Consider the following 14892-nt stretch of genomic DNA (forward strand, 5'->3'; position numbering starts at 1 on the left):
CTCCGTGATCAGTGCGTGTGTTCGGCAGATCCCTTGCCGAGCTCGGATTTCACGACGAAGCTCCCCGATGAGGCGTAGGGCATGCCGGCCTTGAGGCCCTGAAGGACCTCGACCCGCTTGCCGTCGCTGCGACCAAGTTTCACTGGCTGGGTAATGAAGCCGCCGTTGACCTTGAGGAAGACAACGGGCTTGTCTCCAACGTTCTGCACGGCGTCAGCCGAGATCGTCACGGGCGCCGCCGTTTCTTCGGACACAACTTCAACGTTCACGAACAGGCCGGGTCGCCAAGCGCCCTTGGGATTTTCAAGAACCACGCGGGCTTTTGCTGTGCGGGTTTGCTCGCCGATCAGCGCCCCCACAAATGCGACGGTGCCAGTGGCGGAGGCGTCAAACGCCGTGGCCTTGATGGTGACCTTCTCGCCCACCCGCACCGACGGCAGGTCTTTTGCCGGAACGTTGATCTCCGCCCAGACCTGGGTGAGGTCCGAGATGGTGAACACGGCTGCATCTTCCTTCACGGCTTCGCCGAGACTCAGGTGCTTCTCGATGACGATGCCGTTGAAAGGTGCCCGCAGTTCGATGCGATTCAAACCGGACATCGACGAGGTGGACAGGCCCAGTGCACTCAGTTTCTGATTGGCGTTAGCCACAGCCACCTCCGCTTCGCTCAAGGCCTGCTTGGCCTGCAGATAGTCCTGCTCAGCCGAGACCTTCTGCTCCCACAGCTTCTTCTCCCGCTCGTAAGTGGTCTTGGCCAGCGCCAATCGCTTTTGAGCGGTCTGCAACTCGCTGCGCTGCTCTGAGGCGGTCGGGCTTGCAATGGCGGCCAGCACCTGCCCTTTCTTGACGACTTGGCCAAGGTTGGCGCTGACACTTTCCACCACTCCCGCAAGACGGGGGACAACGTGCGAAGTGCGGTCTTCGTTCAGCCGGATCTCGCCGGGCAAAAGCAGTGCCGTCTTGATGTTGGCTGCCGACGCGGTGTCCACACTGATCGATGCCGCCTTTATCTGGGCATCGGTCAGTTCGATCTTTCCTTCTTCCTTGCTCATCACGAACATGAAGGGCTCGGTGGTAGTCTGCGCAATGATCTCGATGTCGAACGCATGGGGTTCGGCAACGATCTCGCGACTGACCAGGTTGTCTTTTTCCGCAGCAAATGTCAGCTTTTGCTTTTCGTCCGTCGGGCGGGTCACTGTTGCCGTGACCGTTGCCGCGTTCAGGGTTAGCGCCTTGTCTTTGTCGAACAGCCAGATCCGCAGCCTAGGCTCGCCGCCGTCCTCTGAAAGCAGTGCCTCCAAGCTGAAATCCCCCTCTTTGAAGACGGTGCCGCCGTGGGCGCCCTTGGCTTCGCTCTTTTCGTGGTGTTCGCCGTCAGCATGGCCCTTGTCATCGTCGTGGCCCTTTTCACCGCCTTGGCCATGGTGCTCTCCGTCACCATGCCCCTTGGCCTCGGTGTGGCCTCCGTGACCGTGGCCATCGCCCTCGGCGGCCGCCGCTTTCGGCTTGCCTCCGCCCTGCAAGATGAAGGCTCCTGCCCCGACTCCCAATGCCAGGACGACGGCAATGGCGATCAAGTGCTTTTTGCTGATGGTGGATTTGATGGTGTTCATGGTCATTCTCAGTTCTGCGGTGCGGTCAGGCGGGGGGCGTGGGGGCCGCCGAGCAGGCGATCAACATCGGCTGCTGCACGATGTGCCTCGCCAAGTGCTTTGAGATATTGGGATTTGGCGGTGAAGTAGGTGCGCTGCGCATCGAGCACCTCCAGGAAATTGAACTTGCCGTTCTCAAAGCCAATGGTGGCTGCGTCATAAGCGGACTTCGCCCCCGGAAGCACGTCCTGCTGCAGAGACTGGATCTCCGCTGCGATTGTCGTAAGTCGCTCCCAGGCCTGCGCCACTTCGCTGTGCAGGCGCACGGTGGCCCCCTGCAACTCGTCTCGGGCCTTGTCCTCCAGCTTCAGTGCTTCGAGGAGATTGCCTTGGTTGCGGTCAAACACGGGCAGAGGCACAGAGACACCGAAAAGAAGGACATTTCGTTGTGTCTCGTTACTGCGCTGCATGCCAACGCTGACGGTGACATCCGGCACTCGCTTGCTTTGTTCCAGGTCGGTCAAGGCCTTGCGCCGATCCACCTCGATCCTTGCCAGGACAATCGCTGGCGAAGAAGAAATAAGGGACTGAAGATCGGCGAGTTTCGGGACAGGGGGGAGGTTCTCGGCCTTGCCCCCCAGGAGCGTGAAAGGCGCTTCGATCCTTCCCAATAGCGCGAACAGACGAGATAGGGCCTTGCGTTGTTCGCTCGCGGCCTGGGCGAGCTCGACGCGAATGCCCGCTTCCTCAACCCGGGCCTTGGACTCTTCGACAGGTGACACTTTGCCGGCGGCCACCCGCTTGGCGACAGTGTCGGTTGAAGACTTGGCCAGCGCCACGCTGTCCTTGGCGAGCACCAGGCGTTCTTGCGCAGTCAGCACGTCGAAATAGGCGGCAGCCACGTTGGCTCGCAAGGTTGCCTTCAGCTCGTTGAGCTGGGCTTGCGCCTGCTCGCGCGATTTTTCGGCTGCCTTGGTGCGCGCGGCACGCTTTCCTCCCAATTCCACCGGAAGGTTGAGCTGCCAACTTTGCGTGCGCGTTTTGGAGCGCGCGTCTTCCAGCGAGTAGGCGAGCTCTGGATTGGGGCGTGCGCGCCCTTGCAGAACTTGCCCCTCGGTTGCCTCCAACTGGCGCGTAGCCGCTGCCACCTCGGGATTTCCCTCCAAAGCCAATTCGATTGCCTTGGTTAGCGACAGTGGCGTAGCGGATGCTGTTACGGCAGTCTGAAGTGCTTCCTCGCCACCGACGGGCCGTTGTGACACGCCCTGCGAAAAGGCGCTACTGGAAGCGGCCAGCAATATGGCCGCCGCGCTAGCTGCGAGCCTGACTTTCTTGTGGCCGCGCCATGCGTCCGGCTTTCTTTGAAGGTAAATACCCTTGAACATCCGATTCTCCAGTGATTTCAAAACACGAAGGAATCGGCGGAGTGGCAACCGTGCAGCTGCCTGGCAACTCGTCACTCATCACAGCCGCGACACGCGCAACTACATCCGCCGGTGGGGCGGACACGAATGACTGAAGGAAGGAGAGATGCCCCGCCGATTAGGCGAGGACGGACCACTGAGGGCGGTCAGGGGGAGTGGGCGTTACAGCAGCCAACCGCTCGTTCGGCTGGGCACCCACACTACTGTCGTGAGAGGCGCCTTGCTTGGCATAGGAAAAGTTGAGGGCGCCGATGCCGGCGCCATGGCAAACCCAGCAATCGACATCAAACTGGTCGGCGCTTTGCCCATTCTTATCTGCTTGATCGATCACGCTCTTGGCCTCATGCTTGTGCTCATGATGCCCCACGTGTTGTGTCTGAGCCGTAGCGCGTTCATGCATGCAATAGGTAGCAACCGCAGACCAGCTGAACTGGAATGGTAGCAATGCAAGCATAAAAACAGCTATCAAGCGGCGCATTATTTGAGTCTAGCACGCGACCATGAAGTCTTCGTGTGGGGTACGGATGGACTCTGGATAGAGGCTATGCATTGAAGAATCAGCCACCCGATCCGTACAGTTCCTGGATACGCTGTTTTTCAGCGGCAGACATGTTCAGGTATTCCTGTTGCACCTGCTCACGGGTCTTGGAGGGGCCCGTTGCCTTGACAGGCAGAGCACCGCCGCGCGCGAGGATCGCCAGCGTGCCGTCCTTACGGGCGACGGCCACCGCCTGAAGCACGTCAGCACGGGACATCGTGCTCTGGAAATGGTCGGGATGGGTGGTAAATCCCACTTCGCCATCTGCGGGGTGATACAGCGAGGATGCAGATGCCAGGCTTGGAGCCGCGATGGCAAGGGCGATCAGGGAAAGCGTGAGGGGTTTGCGAACAATCATGGTTTTGTCTCAGGGTTCAGGGGAGCCCTTGGCGGCTTGCCTGAGCTATGCCTTGCGACACGGGGTGAACTTTAGAAAACGGCCAGCGACAAGGAGCCAACAGTCAGATGACAAATTCGTAATATTCGAATGCCCCGCATGCTTCGAGAATGGCGTCATGAAAATCTTGCTCATTGAAGACGAAGTCAAGCTTGCCGAGTACCTGCGCAAGGGTCTCGGCGAGGTCGGCTACGTGGTGGACGTGGCCCACAACGGCGTGGATGGCCTACACATAGCCCTCGAAGGCGGGCACGACCTGCTGGTGCTGGACGCAATGCTCCCAGGGATCGACGGTTTCAGCCTCCTTACCGCTTTTCGCAAATCCCGGCAGACACCCGTTTTGATGTTGACAGCGAGGGTGAGCGTCGAGGACCGGGTGCTGGGACTGCAGACAGGTGCTGACGACTATCTGGTCAAGCCCTTCGCGTTTTCCGAACTGAACGCACGCATCCAGGTGCTCCTGAGGCGCACCCATGGCGCACGGGATGCGGCAGAACCCACGCAACTGCGCCTTGCCGATCTCGAAGTGGACTTGGTGCGGCGCAAGGCGTTCCGTAGCGGTCAGAAGTTGGAGCTGACCGCCAAGGAGTTCCTGCTTCTGACGCTGTTCCTGCGAAGGAACGGCGAGGTGCTGTCTCGCACTGAAATTGCCGAGCAGGTGTGGGACATGAATTTCGACAGCAACACCAACGTGGTAGAGGTCGCCATCCGGCGCTTGCGCAACAAGATTGACGCGCCCTTCGAGAAGGTACTGCTTCACACAGTTCGGGGTATGGGTTACATCATGGAAGAGCGCAACGAATGAAGGCACTGATCCAACATCGCTCACTGCGCCAGAGGCTGTCGTGGTGGTTGGCGTTGCAAAGCTTTGCAGGCTTGTGCCTGGTCTGCCTGGCCGTGTATCTGGTGACCGAGTTCAACTTTCGCGATCGGCAAGAGGAAACGTTGGCGCAAAAGGAAAACGTCATTCGGCATCTGCTGGCGGATGGTAAAGAGCACAGGAATTCTGAAGACCTCGCTCACAAGCTCGACGATTTCCTGGTGGGGCATGGCGATCTATCGCTTGAAGTGACCCAGGCCGATGGGGTCGTGCTCTACGCGCACGCGCGCAACCAGAATGCGAAGACGGTATGGCGCCAACGGCAGTTCGAGGTGGAGCAGGTCGCGGGCTCGGCCTCGAAGAGTTTGCGCGTCCGGCTGTCGCTGGACATCCAAACCGACAATCAGTTGCTTCACCGGCTCGCAGTCACCCTGCTGGTGGCGGCTATCGGGGGAGCCGTCGTAGTTTCGCTGGGCGGCTTCTCTCTGGTCAACCTCGGGCTTGCGCCCGTGCGAAGGCTGGCCAGCCAAACGCGCGCACTGTCGGCCGGCAACCTGCATCACCGGCTCGATGGGGGTGAGCAACCTCTTGAGCTTGTGCCGCTGATTGACCAGTTCAATGCACTCCTGGCACGCATCGAGAAGGCCTACTCACAGATGGAGGGCTTCAATGCAGATGTAGCGCACGAGTTGTGCACGCCACTGGCCACGCTCATTGCCAACAATGAACTGGCGCTAAGGCGCCCTGAACAGACGGACATGCGGGAGGTCCTCGCCTCCAACCTGGAGGAACTGCATCGCCTGACCGGCATCGTCAACGACATGCTGTTCCTATCCCAGGCGGATCGGGGCGTGGGCGCACGCCGCGCTCCCGTAGCGAGCCTTGCAGCGGTGGCTGCAGACGTGCTGGACTACCACGAGGCGGCGCTGGCCGAGGCCAGTCTCACCGCCAAAGTGGTGGGCGATGCCCATGGCGCCTTTGACGCGCCGCTGTTGCGCCGGGCCCTGTCAAACCTGCTAGGCAACGCCACCCGATACGCAAAAAATGACTCAATCGTCCAGATCACCTTCAAGCCCTCTGATGAGGACCGCGTGCTGATCAGTGTCGCTAACTACGGAGATACCATCGATCCAGAGATACTTCCGCACCTGTTTGATCGATTCTTCCGCGGCGATCCCGCTCGCAGCCATGGGCAAAGCAACCATGGCCTCGGCTTGGCCATCGTTGGCGCGATCGCTCGCATGCACCAGGGTGAGCCGGTTGCATGGTCAGAGAACGGGGTGACGATTGTCGGGATGGAAATCCGCGCTCTGTAACGGGCTCTGGTGCCGGTGATCCCACTTACGCATCCATGAGCCCGAACTGTGCTTCTTAGGGGGGCCTGGATCGATTTTCTGATTTATGAGTTCGTGTTTTCCGACTGGCTTTTCTGCAATTGGCCGAAGCGACTCCATCGCACTTACTCCAATGCAGGATATTTGCCCATGTCTTCATGGTTGGACCTTGTCACCGCGATAAGGTCAAGGTCCGCAAAAGATGACAGAAAAGTCACCATGCTGTCCTCGTTCTGTTGGGTCGGGGTTTCTACGATGAACACATCTTCTCATCGCCTGGCAAAGGCATGGGAGATGCAAGTTTTATTGACTTCTATAAGGACCTTAGCCATGACTCAACATCGCCTCTCCCTTTCTTCCATGATTGCAGCAGTGGCCGCAGTGGTCACTCTGGGTCTACCGGGGATGGCTTCGGCAGCATACGAGCATCCTGCCAACAATGAAAAGGGCATCATCGTTCACCCGGAACACTGGAAGAGCGAGAAGACGCGAGAGCAGGTTATCGCGGAAACCAAGGCTGCCATGCAGCAAGGACGCCTGTCTTATGGCGAGAGCAACTACCCAATGCCTGTGCCTAATGTGGGTCCAGGGAAAACTCGTCAAGAAGTGATCAACGAAATGCTGAACGAGTCACCTGCCGAACGCGACGCGCGCCAGCGTCTCTACTACCCGGGTTGATAGCCCCCAATTGGGGCTCCAGCAGAGCACGTTGAATCCATTCTGTGGGATCGCTGGCGTCGGCCTGACTAACCTCGGGACAGCCCAGGCCGCCGTCCAATTTCCCATGACATCCCGCCGCCGCGCACGATGGCGGAAAGCTGTTGTCCCAGCCGTTGCTCTATCACTGGCTTCCACGGCACCAGACTGAAGCCCTTGCCGTCGTCCAGCATGGCGTAGCGTCCACTGACGAGCATGACGGAGCGCCGATAGATCCCAGCCACGCGCTGGCCGTCGACCAGGGGCCGATGCTCCAGCCCGGTTTCGGCGGCAATGTCCTTGGCGGCTTGCGCCAGTTCCCGGTTGCGCAGCGTGCTCAGCAGGTTGCGCGCCAGGACCACGCGCTGGCCACGCCGCTCGGCCAGCCCCTGTTCGGTCAGGAAGTCGGCACGCTTCTGTAGTGCCTCCTTGACCTCGCTGCCAAAGCCCAAATCGCCCAGCCCCTTGTCGCCGCCGATCAACTGCTGATCCAGCCAGGTGACCCCAATCACGCGGGCCTGCCGCTCAATGGGTAGGTGCGATTTCAGCTCCACGGCCACACCGCCCAAGCGTTGCGCATCGTATTGGCGGCCACGTTCGGGCAGGTCGTCGGGCACCTTCCACAGCTCCTCGGTCACACGTTCCACGATGCCGGCCCGGCGCAGCGCTTCGAGGCGGCGGACGTGGGCCGCAACGACTTCCTGCGGATCGCGGCCGGCCTGCACCTGCCCCTGGGCCACGGCCAGGTGATAGTCGGTGCGGTACAGGCCATCGCTGGTCAGCGCGGCGATATTGCGGTCAGCGGTCCGTACTTCGGCGGAACCGCGCACCTCCACCAGCGCGCCGGTCGGATAGTTTGCGGGTTCGTCGCGGGCATTGAGCGCGACATAGTGGGCCTTGCCGTCCGTGCCGTCGATGACCAGATAGCCCCGGTCGCGCAACTCGTCGGCCAACCCCTTGGCGGTCACGCGGCCAATGATGCTGCGCCCATCGTCGCCGGGCTCGAACACCGCCAGTTCGCGCGGCTGCCCGCTCATCGCCCGCTGCATGGTGCGGATGATGTCGCCGCGCTCGCCCAGGGCGCGCAAGGTCTTCTCGGCGTCGGCATGGATGACCCAGGTGCCAGGCTGCGTCTCGTCGGCCAGGCCCAGCCGCTGCAAGTGTTGCAGGCGGCCGATCAGCAGCAGGCGCTGGCGTCGCAATTTGGGTTCGTTGAAACGTTCGATCTGCACCCGGCCATCGTCGCCAGTCTCACGTTTCAGTGTGCGATCCAGGCTCGTCCAGCGCTCCTGCTCCACCTCGCGCTGCAGGCTCTGCTGGATCTCCAGTTCGGTGCGCGGCCCCAGCCATTCGGTCGCCAGTTCGGCGGCCCGATGGCGGAAGCCATCGGCGATGTAGTCGCCCGCGATGATGAGGTCTTTGCCGGTGTCGTCGCGCCCCCGCACGATCAGGTGGGTGTGCGGGTTGTCGGTGTTCCAGTGATTGACTGCCACCCATTCCAGCCGCGTGCCCAGGTCGGCCTCCATGCGGCCCATCAGGTGGCGCGTGTACGTCCGAAGATCGTCCAGTTCAGCGCCATCCTCGGGTGAAATGATGAAGCGGAAGTGGTGCCGGTCATCCTGGCTGCGTTCCTTGAACGCATCCAGATCGGCTTCGTCCGTCTGCGGCCCATAGGTGCGGCCCGGCTCACCATCGCGGCCCGCGCCATCGCGCTCGATGTAGCGCAGGTGCTTGGCAAGCGATTGCGGGCTGGCCTGGCGCTGGTTGACCAGCAGCGTCTTGATGGTGACGCGCCGGGACAGCTGCGTGAGTTTCGCACCGGCGAAGCGCGCCGCCGTATGCCCACGCCCCAGGCGCGAGCCGGGGCGCTTTCCGGTGCCGCCAGCCGACGCCGGGCGGCGCACCGAGGACTTGCCGCCGCTGGTTTTGCCAACCTGCTTGAGCACCTTGGAGACAAAGCTCTGGCCGCGGTTCTTCGGGGCCTTCGGAGGGTTTGGACGGATGCGGAAATCGTCGTCGCGGCGGTTGCTCATCGCTGTCTCCCTGGGAAGTCGTGGCGTGTCCGGTCGTGCGAAGTACGCGGACATGCCTGCATTGGCGCGGGCCTCGCGCCCCACGCGGCACGGCGGCGAAGCCGCTGTGTGCCGCGCCACCCCCACGTGCAGACTGGCTTTGCGGGCGGCTGGGTGCCGCCCCCTTTTGTCTTGCCTTCCGCCTTTGCCTCCCGCTTTCGCTCCCGGCAGCGGCGGCCCAGTGGCGCTGCGCTGCTTGCAGCCAGCCCGCCGGTGAACGCGGTCAGGGCCGCAGCCCGGGCGCGTTCAAGGCAAGACGCCTGCACGGTGGACGGCTGCGCCGGATGCAGCGCGAAGTGCAATGCGAACGCATTTGCACCGCACGCGCGGCGACACGGCAGCAGCCACTGGAAAGACACGCCTGATGGCACGACAAGATGCACGGCAACGTGCAGCGAATCGGCGGTCATCATGGATGTGACTCCAGCCAGACCGGATGCGCCACGCCGATCACGGCAGATGCGCTGACCGGCCCGAAATACCGGCTGTCGAACGACGCCGGATTGGTCGTGCTGAGAAGGAACAGTTCGCCAGGGCGAAGCCGCCGACACTGCGGCCAGGATGGCAGCGAGCGGCCCAGACGGTCGACTCGCAGCACGGTGGCCGAAGGCACGCCGTCGATGCGGACGCTACCGCCAGTGATGCACACCTCCTGCGATGCGACCGCACCCACGCGCTTGAGCAGCGGAACCCGCGTCGGCAGGTAGCCACGCTGCGCAGCCAGAGTGGCGGCCTCGGCCGGGAGCGGAACCAGCACGATGCTGCCCACGGACAACGGACGTGGCAGCGAGTCGGTCCGGTTGCTGGATGGATCGACGCGATACCAGCCGACCGCCACGCTGTCGGACGGGTTGTAGATCAGGCGCGGCAGCGGCGACACGAAGGACGCCCAGGCCAGCGCGGCGAGGCCACAGGCGGACAGCGCAGCCAGCACGATGCGAACGCGCAGGCGCGAGCGAGGATGCGGCGCGGCTTCTGCGGAATGTACGGCGGTGGAATGAGCCGTCATGGCAGCGCCCTCCCGGCCAGCCAGGCAGCGTGCCGCTCGGCGCTGTAGCCGGGCAGTGGCAAGCGCGCCGCGAGCCGGTTGCCCAGCGTGCGCCAGTACGCGGGCGATGCGGCGGCGGGCGCGATGCCCAGCGCCTCGATGGCGTCGATGCGTTCCAGTACGGCGCGCACGGCGTTCTCGCCCTCGGCGTGCAGCAGCAGGCGCGCGCCGGGCTGCACACCGGGAATGCGCTGCGCCGCATCCAAGGGCGTGCAAGCCTGCATCACCATGAGGTGCCAGCGGATCGTGCCGTAGTCGTTGGACTGCCAGCGGATGCGGCAGAACATGGCGTTCGGCAAGAAGATGGCTACGCTGCGCCAGCGGTCGAGCCGCAGAGTGCGCGCGGGATCACCAAAGCGCAGATAGAGCTTGAAGCGGTGCTCAAGGAAGGCCAGCGAAACGCGCGTCAGCGGCGTTGAGGCAGGCTGGCCGGTGAGCGCAGCAAGTGGTGGTGACGGTGCCGCCGTGGCTGCGGTAGCAGCAGGAAAAGTAGATGCGTTCATGGCGTGTTCTCCGGGAACTCCCGCTCCAGCAGTGCGCGCAGCAGATCGGCCACCGTCACGCCTTGCGTGAAGGCCGACACCTTGATGCGCGAGCGCATGGCGGGCGTGATGTCGAGGGTCAGGCGGGCGGTGTAGAGGTCGCCTTTCTGGAGCGCATCGGCATCGCCTTGGCGAATCCACGCCTCGGCGTGCGGATTCGCAGGCGGGCGAGCGCCGATGCCGACGCGCTTGACCGTGCGTTTGCTGTTGGGTGGCGGCTTCGCCGTCATGTCGGCCACCGCAACAGCTCATCGACCAGTGCAGTGATTTCGCGTGCGGCGGCGCTGTCGGGCGCCGTCTCGCGTGCGACCCGGCCGGCGGCCACGCTGTCTGCGAAGACGATGCGCTGGTGCACTTCCGAGCGCAGCGCAGGAAGTGGCTGCTCGGCCAGCGCGCCGCGTGCTTCGCGCCCAATCACCGTGGTGCTGACGCGCCGGTTGATGACGAAGGCCGCGCGCAGCGCAGGCCGGAACACCTGCGCCTCACGGATCAGCGCCACCATTTCCGCTGATGCCCACAGGTCGTAAGGGCTGGGCTGCACCGGGATCAGCACCCGCTCAGCCGCCAGCAGCGCGGAGCGCGCCAGGGCGGCGATCCTGGGTGGCCCATCAATGACGACGTGATCGGCCCGTCTGGCGAATTCTGACGCTTCCTGATGCAGGGTTTCGCGTGCCAGGCCCACGGCGCTGAACAGCCTTGGAAGACCTTGCTGGCTTCTGCGCTGCGCCCAGTCCAGCGCGGAGCCTTGCGGATCGGCATCCAGCAGGATGACGGATTGCCCTCGTATCGCCAGCTCGCTGGCGATGTGCGTGGCGAGCGTGGTCTTGCCCACGCCGCCTTTCTGGTTGAGCAAGGCGACGATCATGGCGCGGCCCTCCAAGCTGGAATGCTGGCCTGTACTTGCCTTGCAGAACGGGGTTGGTTTGGGCTTCTGGCTTGCTGCGCTTTCTGCCTTTCGGCGGTTGTCCACCGAAACGGCGCGCTTCTACTAAAAGTTAGAGAATTTAAGTTAGGTAAGTTAAGGGAGGCCGAAACCCGCGCCAGCATTGGCTTTGCAGCCGATTGGCACGCCTGATAGCACGATAGTCCCACGCCCGATAGCACGATACCTGGCACGCCTGATAGCACGAGCCCGTCCACAGGCCGCGCACCTGTTATCCCCGTGCCGTGTACGGCACGGGCCGGAAGGTCAGCAGCTCGGCTCCGGTGTCCGGCATCCGTTCGATGCCAAGGACATAGCCGGGCAACGATTGCCGCGCCACCAGAGCGCGCAGGTCGTAGGCGAAGTCGTAGGGCTTGGCCGTGCTGCCCGATTTGCGGTGCAGGTGCCGGAAATCGAACTGCCAGCCGCCGGGCTGATGTCCCCCATGCTTGCGCACCAGCCGGTACAGCCAGCGCTCGATCCCACCCGTCAGCCGGAAATACGCCGGGTCGATGGTCAGCACCAGGGCCGCATCCAGCACGCCCGCATAGAACCAGTCCGGCAGGATCAGCTCGATGCCCAGCGGCGTGCCGCCGGCATCGGCCAGTTCCTTCCACTCGTTGATCCACGAAAACCGATGCAATCGCCGCCCGGTCGTCTCCCGGATGGAGGTTGCCACCGTGGTGGACTGCAAGCGATCCAAGGCCGCTTTGAGGCGCTGGTAGTCGCGCAGCGACGTACCGCGCCCGACGAAGCGCAGGATCTCGTAGGGCGTGGCCTGCATCAGCCGCGACGGGCGCAAGCCCGCATCGCGCGCTTCGACGATCTGGCTGGCGGCCCAGATCAGGATGTCGGCATCCCAGATCGTGGCAATGCCGTGCTCGGCCGTCCCTTCCACGCGGATCGTGATGCCGCTGGCGCGGAAGTCGATAGGCGCAACACGCCGCGACTTCGCCAGCGAGAAGAACGGAAAGGCCATCAGGTCCTGGCTGTCGCGCGGCGCCATGTCGCCCGGCAAGGCGCGGAACAGATCGAGCTGTTCGCGCTCCTGCGAAGGCTTGGACATGGCTATGGCCACCCGCGCGCCAGCGATCAGCGCGCACGGCTGTCCGCCGAGTGCTGCTCGGCGTACTCGGGATCGGACGTGCTCTCGAAGCTGCGCTCCGCGGCCCAGGCATCGAGGTCGGCTACGGCGTACATGACGCGTCGGCCGAACTTGCGGAACTTCGGACCGCCTCCGATCACGCGCTGTTTCTCCAGCGTGCGCGGCGACAAGCGCAGGTAGTCGGCGGCTTCGTCGTTGGTCAAATAGCGTTGGGGTTGCGCAGCAGCCGTCGAGGGTGTGGCAGCAGGTCGCAAGGGAGCAGGACGCATGGTGAAAACCTCCATCGGTTAAAAGGCTCCGGCGACACAACGCAACCGGATGGAGGCAGTCTCAGAAAACGCGGCTGTTCTGCTCAGGGTCGATCTGCGCTGGATGCAGAACGACCCTTCTCAAGCGGCGGCAGTTGTGCTAGGCGGCGGTAGCCGCCGCGCATCAACGCATCGCCGCGCTGCACCAGGCGGCGCACCTTGGAGCGCAGGCCGCCGTCGCTGTACCAGTCGGCCGCCGCATCGACTCCGTACAACCCTTCGGCGATCCCGCGCAAAGAGGCGCCCGCCAGGGCCGCATCGAGCGCCTGCAAGGTGTGCAGTTCCTGCAAGACAGGCAGAGACGGCCGAGCCGATGCCATGGCAGCAGGCGCGACATCAGCGGCGGTCGAGAGCTGTTGCAGCATGGCGGCCAGACCTTGCAATTGCGCGCAGGCGCGGATGGCATAGGCGAAGGCCATGCCATCGGCTAGGCCAGGCGCGATAGCCAGCCGCAGGCTGTAGCCGGGCCAGCGCAGCACCAGCATCAGTCGCTTGCCGTCATGGATCAGGCATTTTCTGCCGGGCAGACTCCAGAACGCGAAGACGATGGCGTCCATTGGCGGATCAGCGTCAGGACAGAGCTGGAGCACGCCATCGTGGTCGGGGAACCAGGCTGGATGCGCGTCACGCGAATCCAGTTCTGGGTCTTCCAGCAGGCGCAAGCCCCAACGAGGCGCCGTATCGGATCCGCGACGACGGCGCAACCAGTCGAGCCGGTAATCGGGATTGCGGCGCAGGTACTCCCAGGCCAGCGCAGGACCATCGAGGTGCAGTATGTAGAGATACGCGGCTGTCGGATACCAGGGTTCGGTGTGATGCACGGCCATAGCGCAGGCTCCTGTCGAAGATCAGGAACGTCGCCACGGCCAAACATGCGGAGCTATCGCATCAGCATCAAAACATCATCAAAATCGGGGTAAGTTAACCATTGATATTCAAGATCGATTGGCTCCGGGGGTATTGCGAAATTCGTCCGAATGCGACGACCGCACGGCCACATAGAACCGCGCAGTACATAACACCATGCTCCAGCCCGCATGAAAGATCATGACTGCTTTAGCCACGGATGCACAGGTTGGATGCAAGAGTTCAGATTCAGACCAGCCAGGTCTTGAATAAGACTGAAATAGTCTCAATGCGCCCGGCTGCGCTGGAGCGCGAACGGTTCAATCGACGATGGAACCGTTTTCCTGGGCCAGCCGCAGATACTCCGACAGTGGCCGTACCGCCTGGAAATACCGATCCCGCATGACCGGCAGCTTGTTCGGGCCGACGATGGAGGCCAGGTCGGATAGCTTGATATGACCCAGCTCGGGCATGCCCAGCCCCAAGTCGACCAAGCCATGGGCGGTGTCCCGATCCGCCGGATTGAGCGAAGCCAGCAGCCAGGTCGCATGAGCATCCGGCGTGAAAAGCCGCACCACGGGCAACGGGTCAACGTACTGACCTTCAGCGCGGTCTTGGCCGTTGGTCAGCAGTTGCACGCGCTCGTCCTCGGTGATGAGTGTGTTCATGGTGGCCATCCTTTCGTCGGTGCACGAATCCGCCAAAATGTGAAGGCGCAAAACCGCATCGGTGGAAGTCAGGAAAGACACAAATGTGATTCTGCGGTTCTGCCGGAAGACACAGATGCGGATTTACTGATTTCCGCAAAAGCACAAAAAGAGCCCTATAGATTGTAGTCCTATAGGATGCAATCGAATTTCATCTTAGGTTTTGGGGAGAAACCTGAGGTGGAGGCAAAGCACTCATTAGCAACAGCATTGAAAACAGTCCGCAAGGCGCGTGGACTGAGCCAGGAAGCATTTTCCGACGTATCCAGCCGCACGTACATGAGTTCGCTGGAGCGGGACCTCAAAAGCCCGACCCTGAACAAGCTGGCCGAGCTGTGCGAGGTCATGCAGGTGCATCCCGTCACGCTGCTGGCGCTGGCCTATGCGGGCAAGAACCCGCAGCAAGCCGACCGGCTTCTGGCGCAGGTGCGGCAGGAGTTGGAGGCGGTGTTGAAGGCTATCAACGAATCGTAGCGCACCTGGGCGCTGGCTTGGCCGATCCGGCGCAAGCCGGTTCGGCACTCTTGCAGGGGTGCCAAGC

17 protein-coding genes are annotated in these 14892 nt (G+C 62.8%); 4 read left to right on the forward strand and 13 right to left on the reverse strand.

Features of this window, described 5'->3' with window-relative positions; genetic code table 11:
* Nucleotides 1-8: 8 nt before the first annotated feature.
* From CBP34_RS07215 to CBP34_RS07230, 4 genes are all read right to left on the reverse strand, one after another.
* Nucleotides 9-1619, reverse strand: a complete 1611-nt coding sequence (locus tag CBP34_RS07215; protein ID WP_026435746.1) for an efflux RND transporter periplasmic adaptor subunit — start codon at nt 1617-1619, stop codon at nt 9-11.
* A 2-nt stretch (nt 1620-1621) separates the two neighbouring features.
* On the reverse strand, nt 1622-2977 hold the full coding sequence (locus tag CBP34_RS07220) for a TolC family protein (RefSeq protein ID WP_026435745.1): 1356 nt from the start codon (nt 2975-2977) through the stop codon (nt 1622-1624).
* Between the two features lie 157 nt (nt 2978-3134).
* Nucleotides 3135-3494: a cation efflux protein, CzcI family gene (gene czcI / locus CBP34_RS20330; RefSeq protein ID WP_026435744.1), complete on the reverse strand. Its 360-nt coding sequence runs from the start codon at nt 3492-3494 to the stop codon at nt 3135-3137.
* A 79-nt stretch (nt 3495-3573) separates the two neighbouring features.
* Nucleotides 3574-3912 (reverse strand): DUF4148 domain-containing protein, encoded by a 339-nt coding sequence (locus CBP34_RS07230; RefSeq protein ID WP_026435743.1) that lies wholly within the window; start codon nt 3910-3912, stop codon nt 3574-3576.
* A 157-nt stretch (nt 3913-4069) separates the two neighbouring features.
* Here CBP34_RS07230 and CBP34_RS07235 point away from each other — a divergent pair, with 157 nt between their 5' ends.
* The 3 genes from CBP34_RS07235 to CBP34_RS07245 all read left to right on the forward strand — a co-directional run bounded on the left by CBP34_RS07235 (nt 4070) and on the right by CBP34_RS07245 (nt 6783).
* Entirely contained in the window at nt 4070-4756 is a 687-nt protein-coding gene (locus CBP34_RS07235; RefSeq protein WP_026435742.1) for a heavy metal response regulator transcription factor, read from the forward strand.
* Nucleotides 4753-6087: a heavy metal sensor histidine kinase gene (locus tag CBP34_RS07240; protein ID WP_026435741.1), complete on the forward strand. Its 1335-nt coding sequence runs from the start codon at nt 4753-4755 to the stop codon at nt 6085-6087. Before CBP34_RS07235 ends, CBP34_RS07240 begins: the two co-directional genes overlap by 4 nt.
* 348 nt (nt 6088-6435) lie before the next feature.
* Entirely contained in the window at nt 6436-6783 is a 348-nt protein-coding gene (locus CBP34_RS07245) for a DUF4148 domain-containing protein (RefSeq protein ID WP_026435740.1), read from the forward strand.
* Between the two features lie 68 nt (nt 6784-6851).
* On the opposite strand, the gene CBP34_RS07250 is transcribed toward CBP34_RS07245, so the two are convergent.
* The 9 genes from CBP34_RS07250 to CBP34_RS07300 all read right to left on the reverse strand — a co-directional run bounded on the left by CBP34_RS07250 (nt 6852) and on the right by CBP34_RS07300 (nt 14312).
* Nucleotides 6852-8834: a relaxase/mobilization nuclease domain-containing protein gene (locus CBP34_RS07250; RefSeq protein ID WP_026435739.1), complete on the reverse strand. Its 1983-nt coding sequence runs from the start codon at nt 8832-8834 to the stop codon at nt 6852-6854.
* A gap of 448 nt (nt 8835-9282) precedes the next feature.
* The gene (locus tag CBP34_RS07260) at nt 9283-9882 is read right to left on the reverse strand and encodes a S26 family signal peptidase (protein WP_086911997.1); all 600 of its coding nucleotides are present in this window, start codon (nt 9880-9882) and stop codon (nt 9283-9285) included.
* Nucleotides 9879-10424: a DUF2840 domain-containing protein gene (locus tag CBP34_RS07265; protein ID WP_086911998.1), complete on the reverse strand. Its 546-nt coding sequence runs from the start codon at nt 10422-10424 to the stop codon at nt 9879-9881. Before CBP34_RS07265 ends, CBP34_RS07260 begins: the two co-directional genes overlap by 4 nt.
* Nucleotides 10421-10693, reverse strand: coding sequence for a chromosome partitioning protein ParB (locus CBP34_RS07270; RefSeq protein ID WP_086911999.1), 273 nt, complete (start codon nt 10691-10693; stop codon nt 10421-10423). Before CBP34_RS07270 ends, CBP34_RS07265 begins: the two co-directional genes overlap by 4 nt.
* The gene (gene parA, locus CBP34_RS07275) at nt 10690-11328 is read right to left on the reverse strand and encodes a ParA family partition ATPase (RefSeq protein ID WP_026435735.1); all 639 of its coding nucleotides are present in this window, start codon (nt 11326-11328) and stop codon (nt 10690-10692) included. The genes CBP34_RS07270 and parA overlap by 4 nt, the downstream gene beginning before the upstream one ends.
* Nucleotides 11329-11617: 289 nt before the next feature.
* The gene (locus CBP34_RS07285; protein ID WP_034711961.1) at nt 11618-12451 is read right to left on the reverse strand and encodes a replication initiator protein A; all 834 of its coding nucleotides are present in this window, start codon (nt 12449-12451) and stop codon (nt 11618-11620) included.
* Nucleotides 12452-12477: 26 nt separating this feature from the next.
* On the reverse strand, nt 12478-12759 hold the full coding sequence (locus tag CBP34_RS07290) for a helix-turn-helix transcriptional regulator (protein ID WP_026435733.1): 282 nt from the start codon (nt 12757-12759) through the stop codon (nt 12478-12480).
* An 83-nt stretch (nt 12760-12842) separates the two neighbouring features.
* Nucleotides 12843-13625, reverse strand: coding sequence for a DUF2285 domain-containing protein (locus CBP34_RS07295; protein WP_026435732.1), 783 nt, complete (start codon nt 13623-13625; stop codon nt 12843-12845).
* Between the two features lie 339 nt (nt 13626-13964).
* The gene (locus CBP34_RS07300) at nt 13965-14312 is read right to left on the reverse strand and encodes a DUF2958 domain-containing protein (protein WP_026435731.1); all 348 of its coding nucleotides are present in this window, start codon (nt 14310-14312) and stop codon (nt 13965-13967) included.
* A gap of 219 nt (nt 14313-14531) precedes the next feature.
* On the opposite strand from CBP34_RS07300, the gene CBP34_RS07305 reads away from it, so the two are divergent.
* The gene (locus tag CBP34_RS07305) at nt 14532-14825 is read left to right on the forward strand and encodes a helix-turn-helix domain-containing protein (protein ID WP_026435730.1); all 294 of its coding nucleotides are present in this window, start codon (nt 14532-14534) and stop codon (nt 14823-14825) included.
* The last annotated feature ends 67 nt before the right edge of the window (nt 14826-14892 follow it).

Source organism: Acidovorax carolinensis, from assembly GCF_002157145.1.
Lineage (GTDB): Bacteria > Pseudomonadota > Gammaproteobacteria > Burkholderiales > Burkholderiaceae_C > Acidovorax > Acidovorax carolinensis.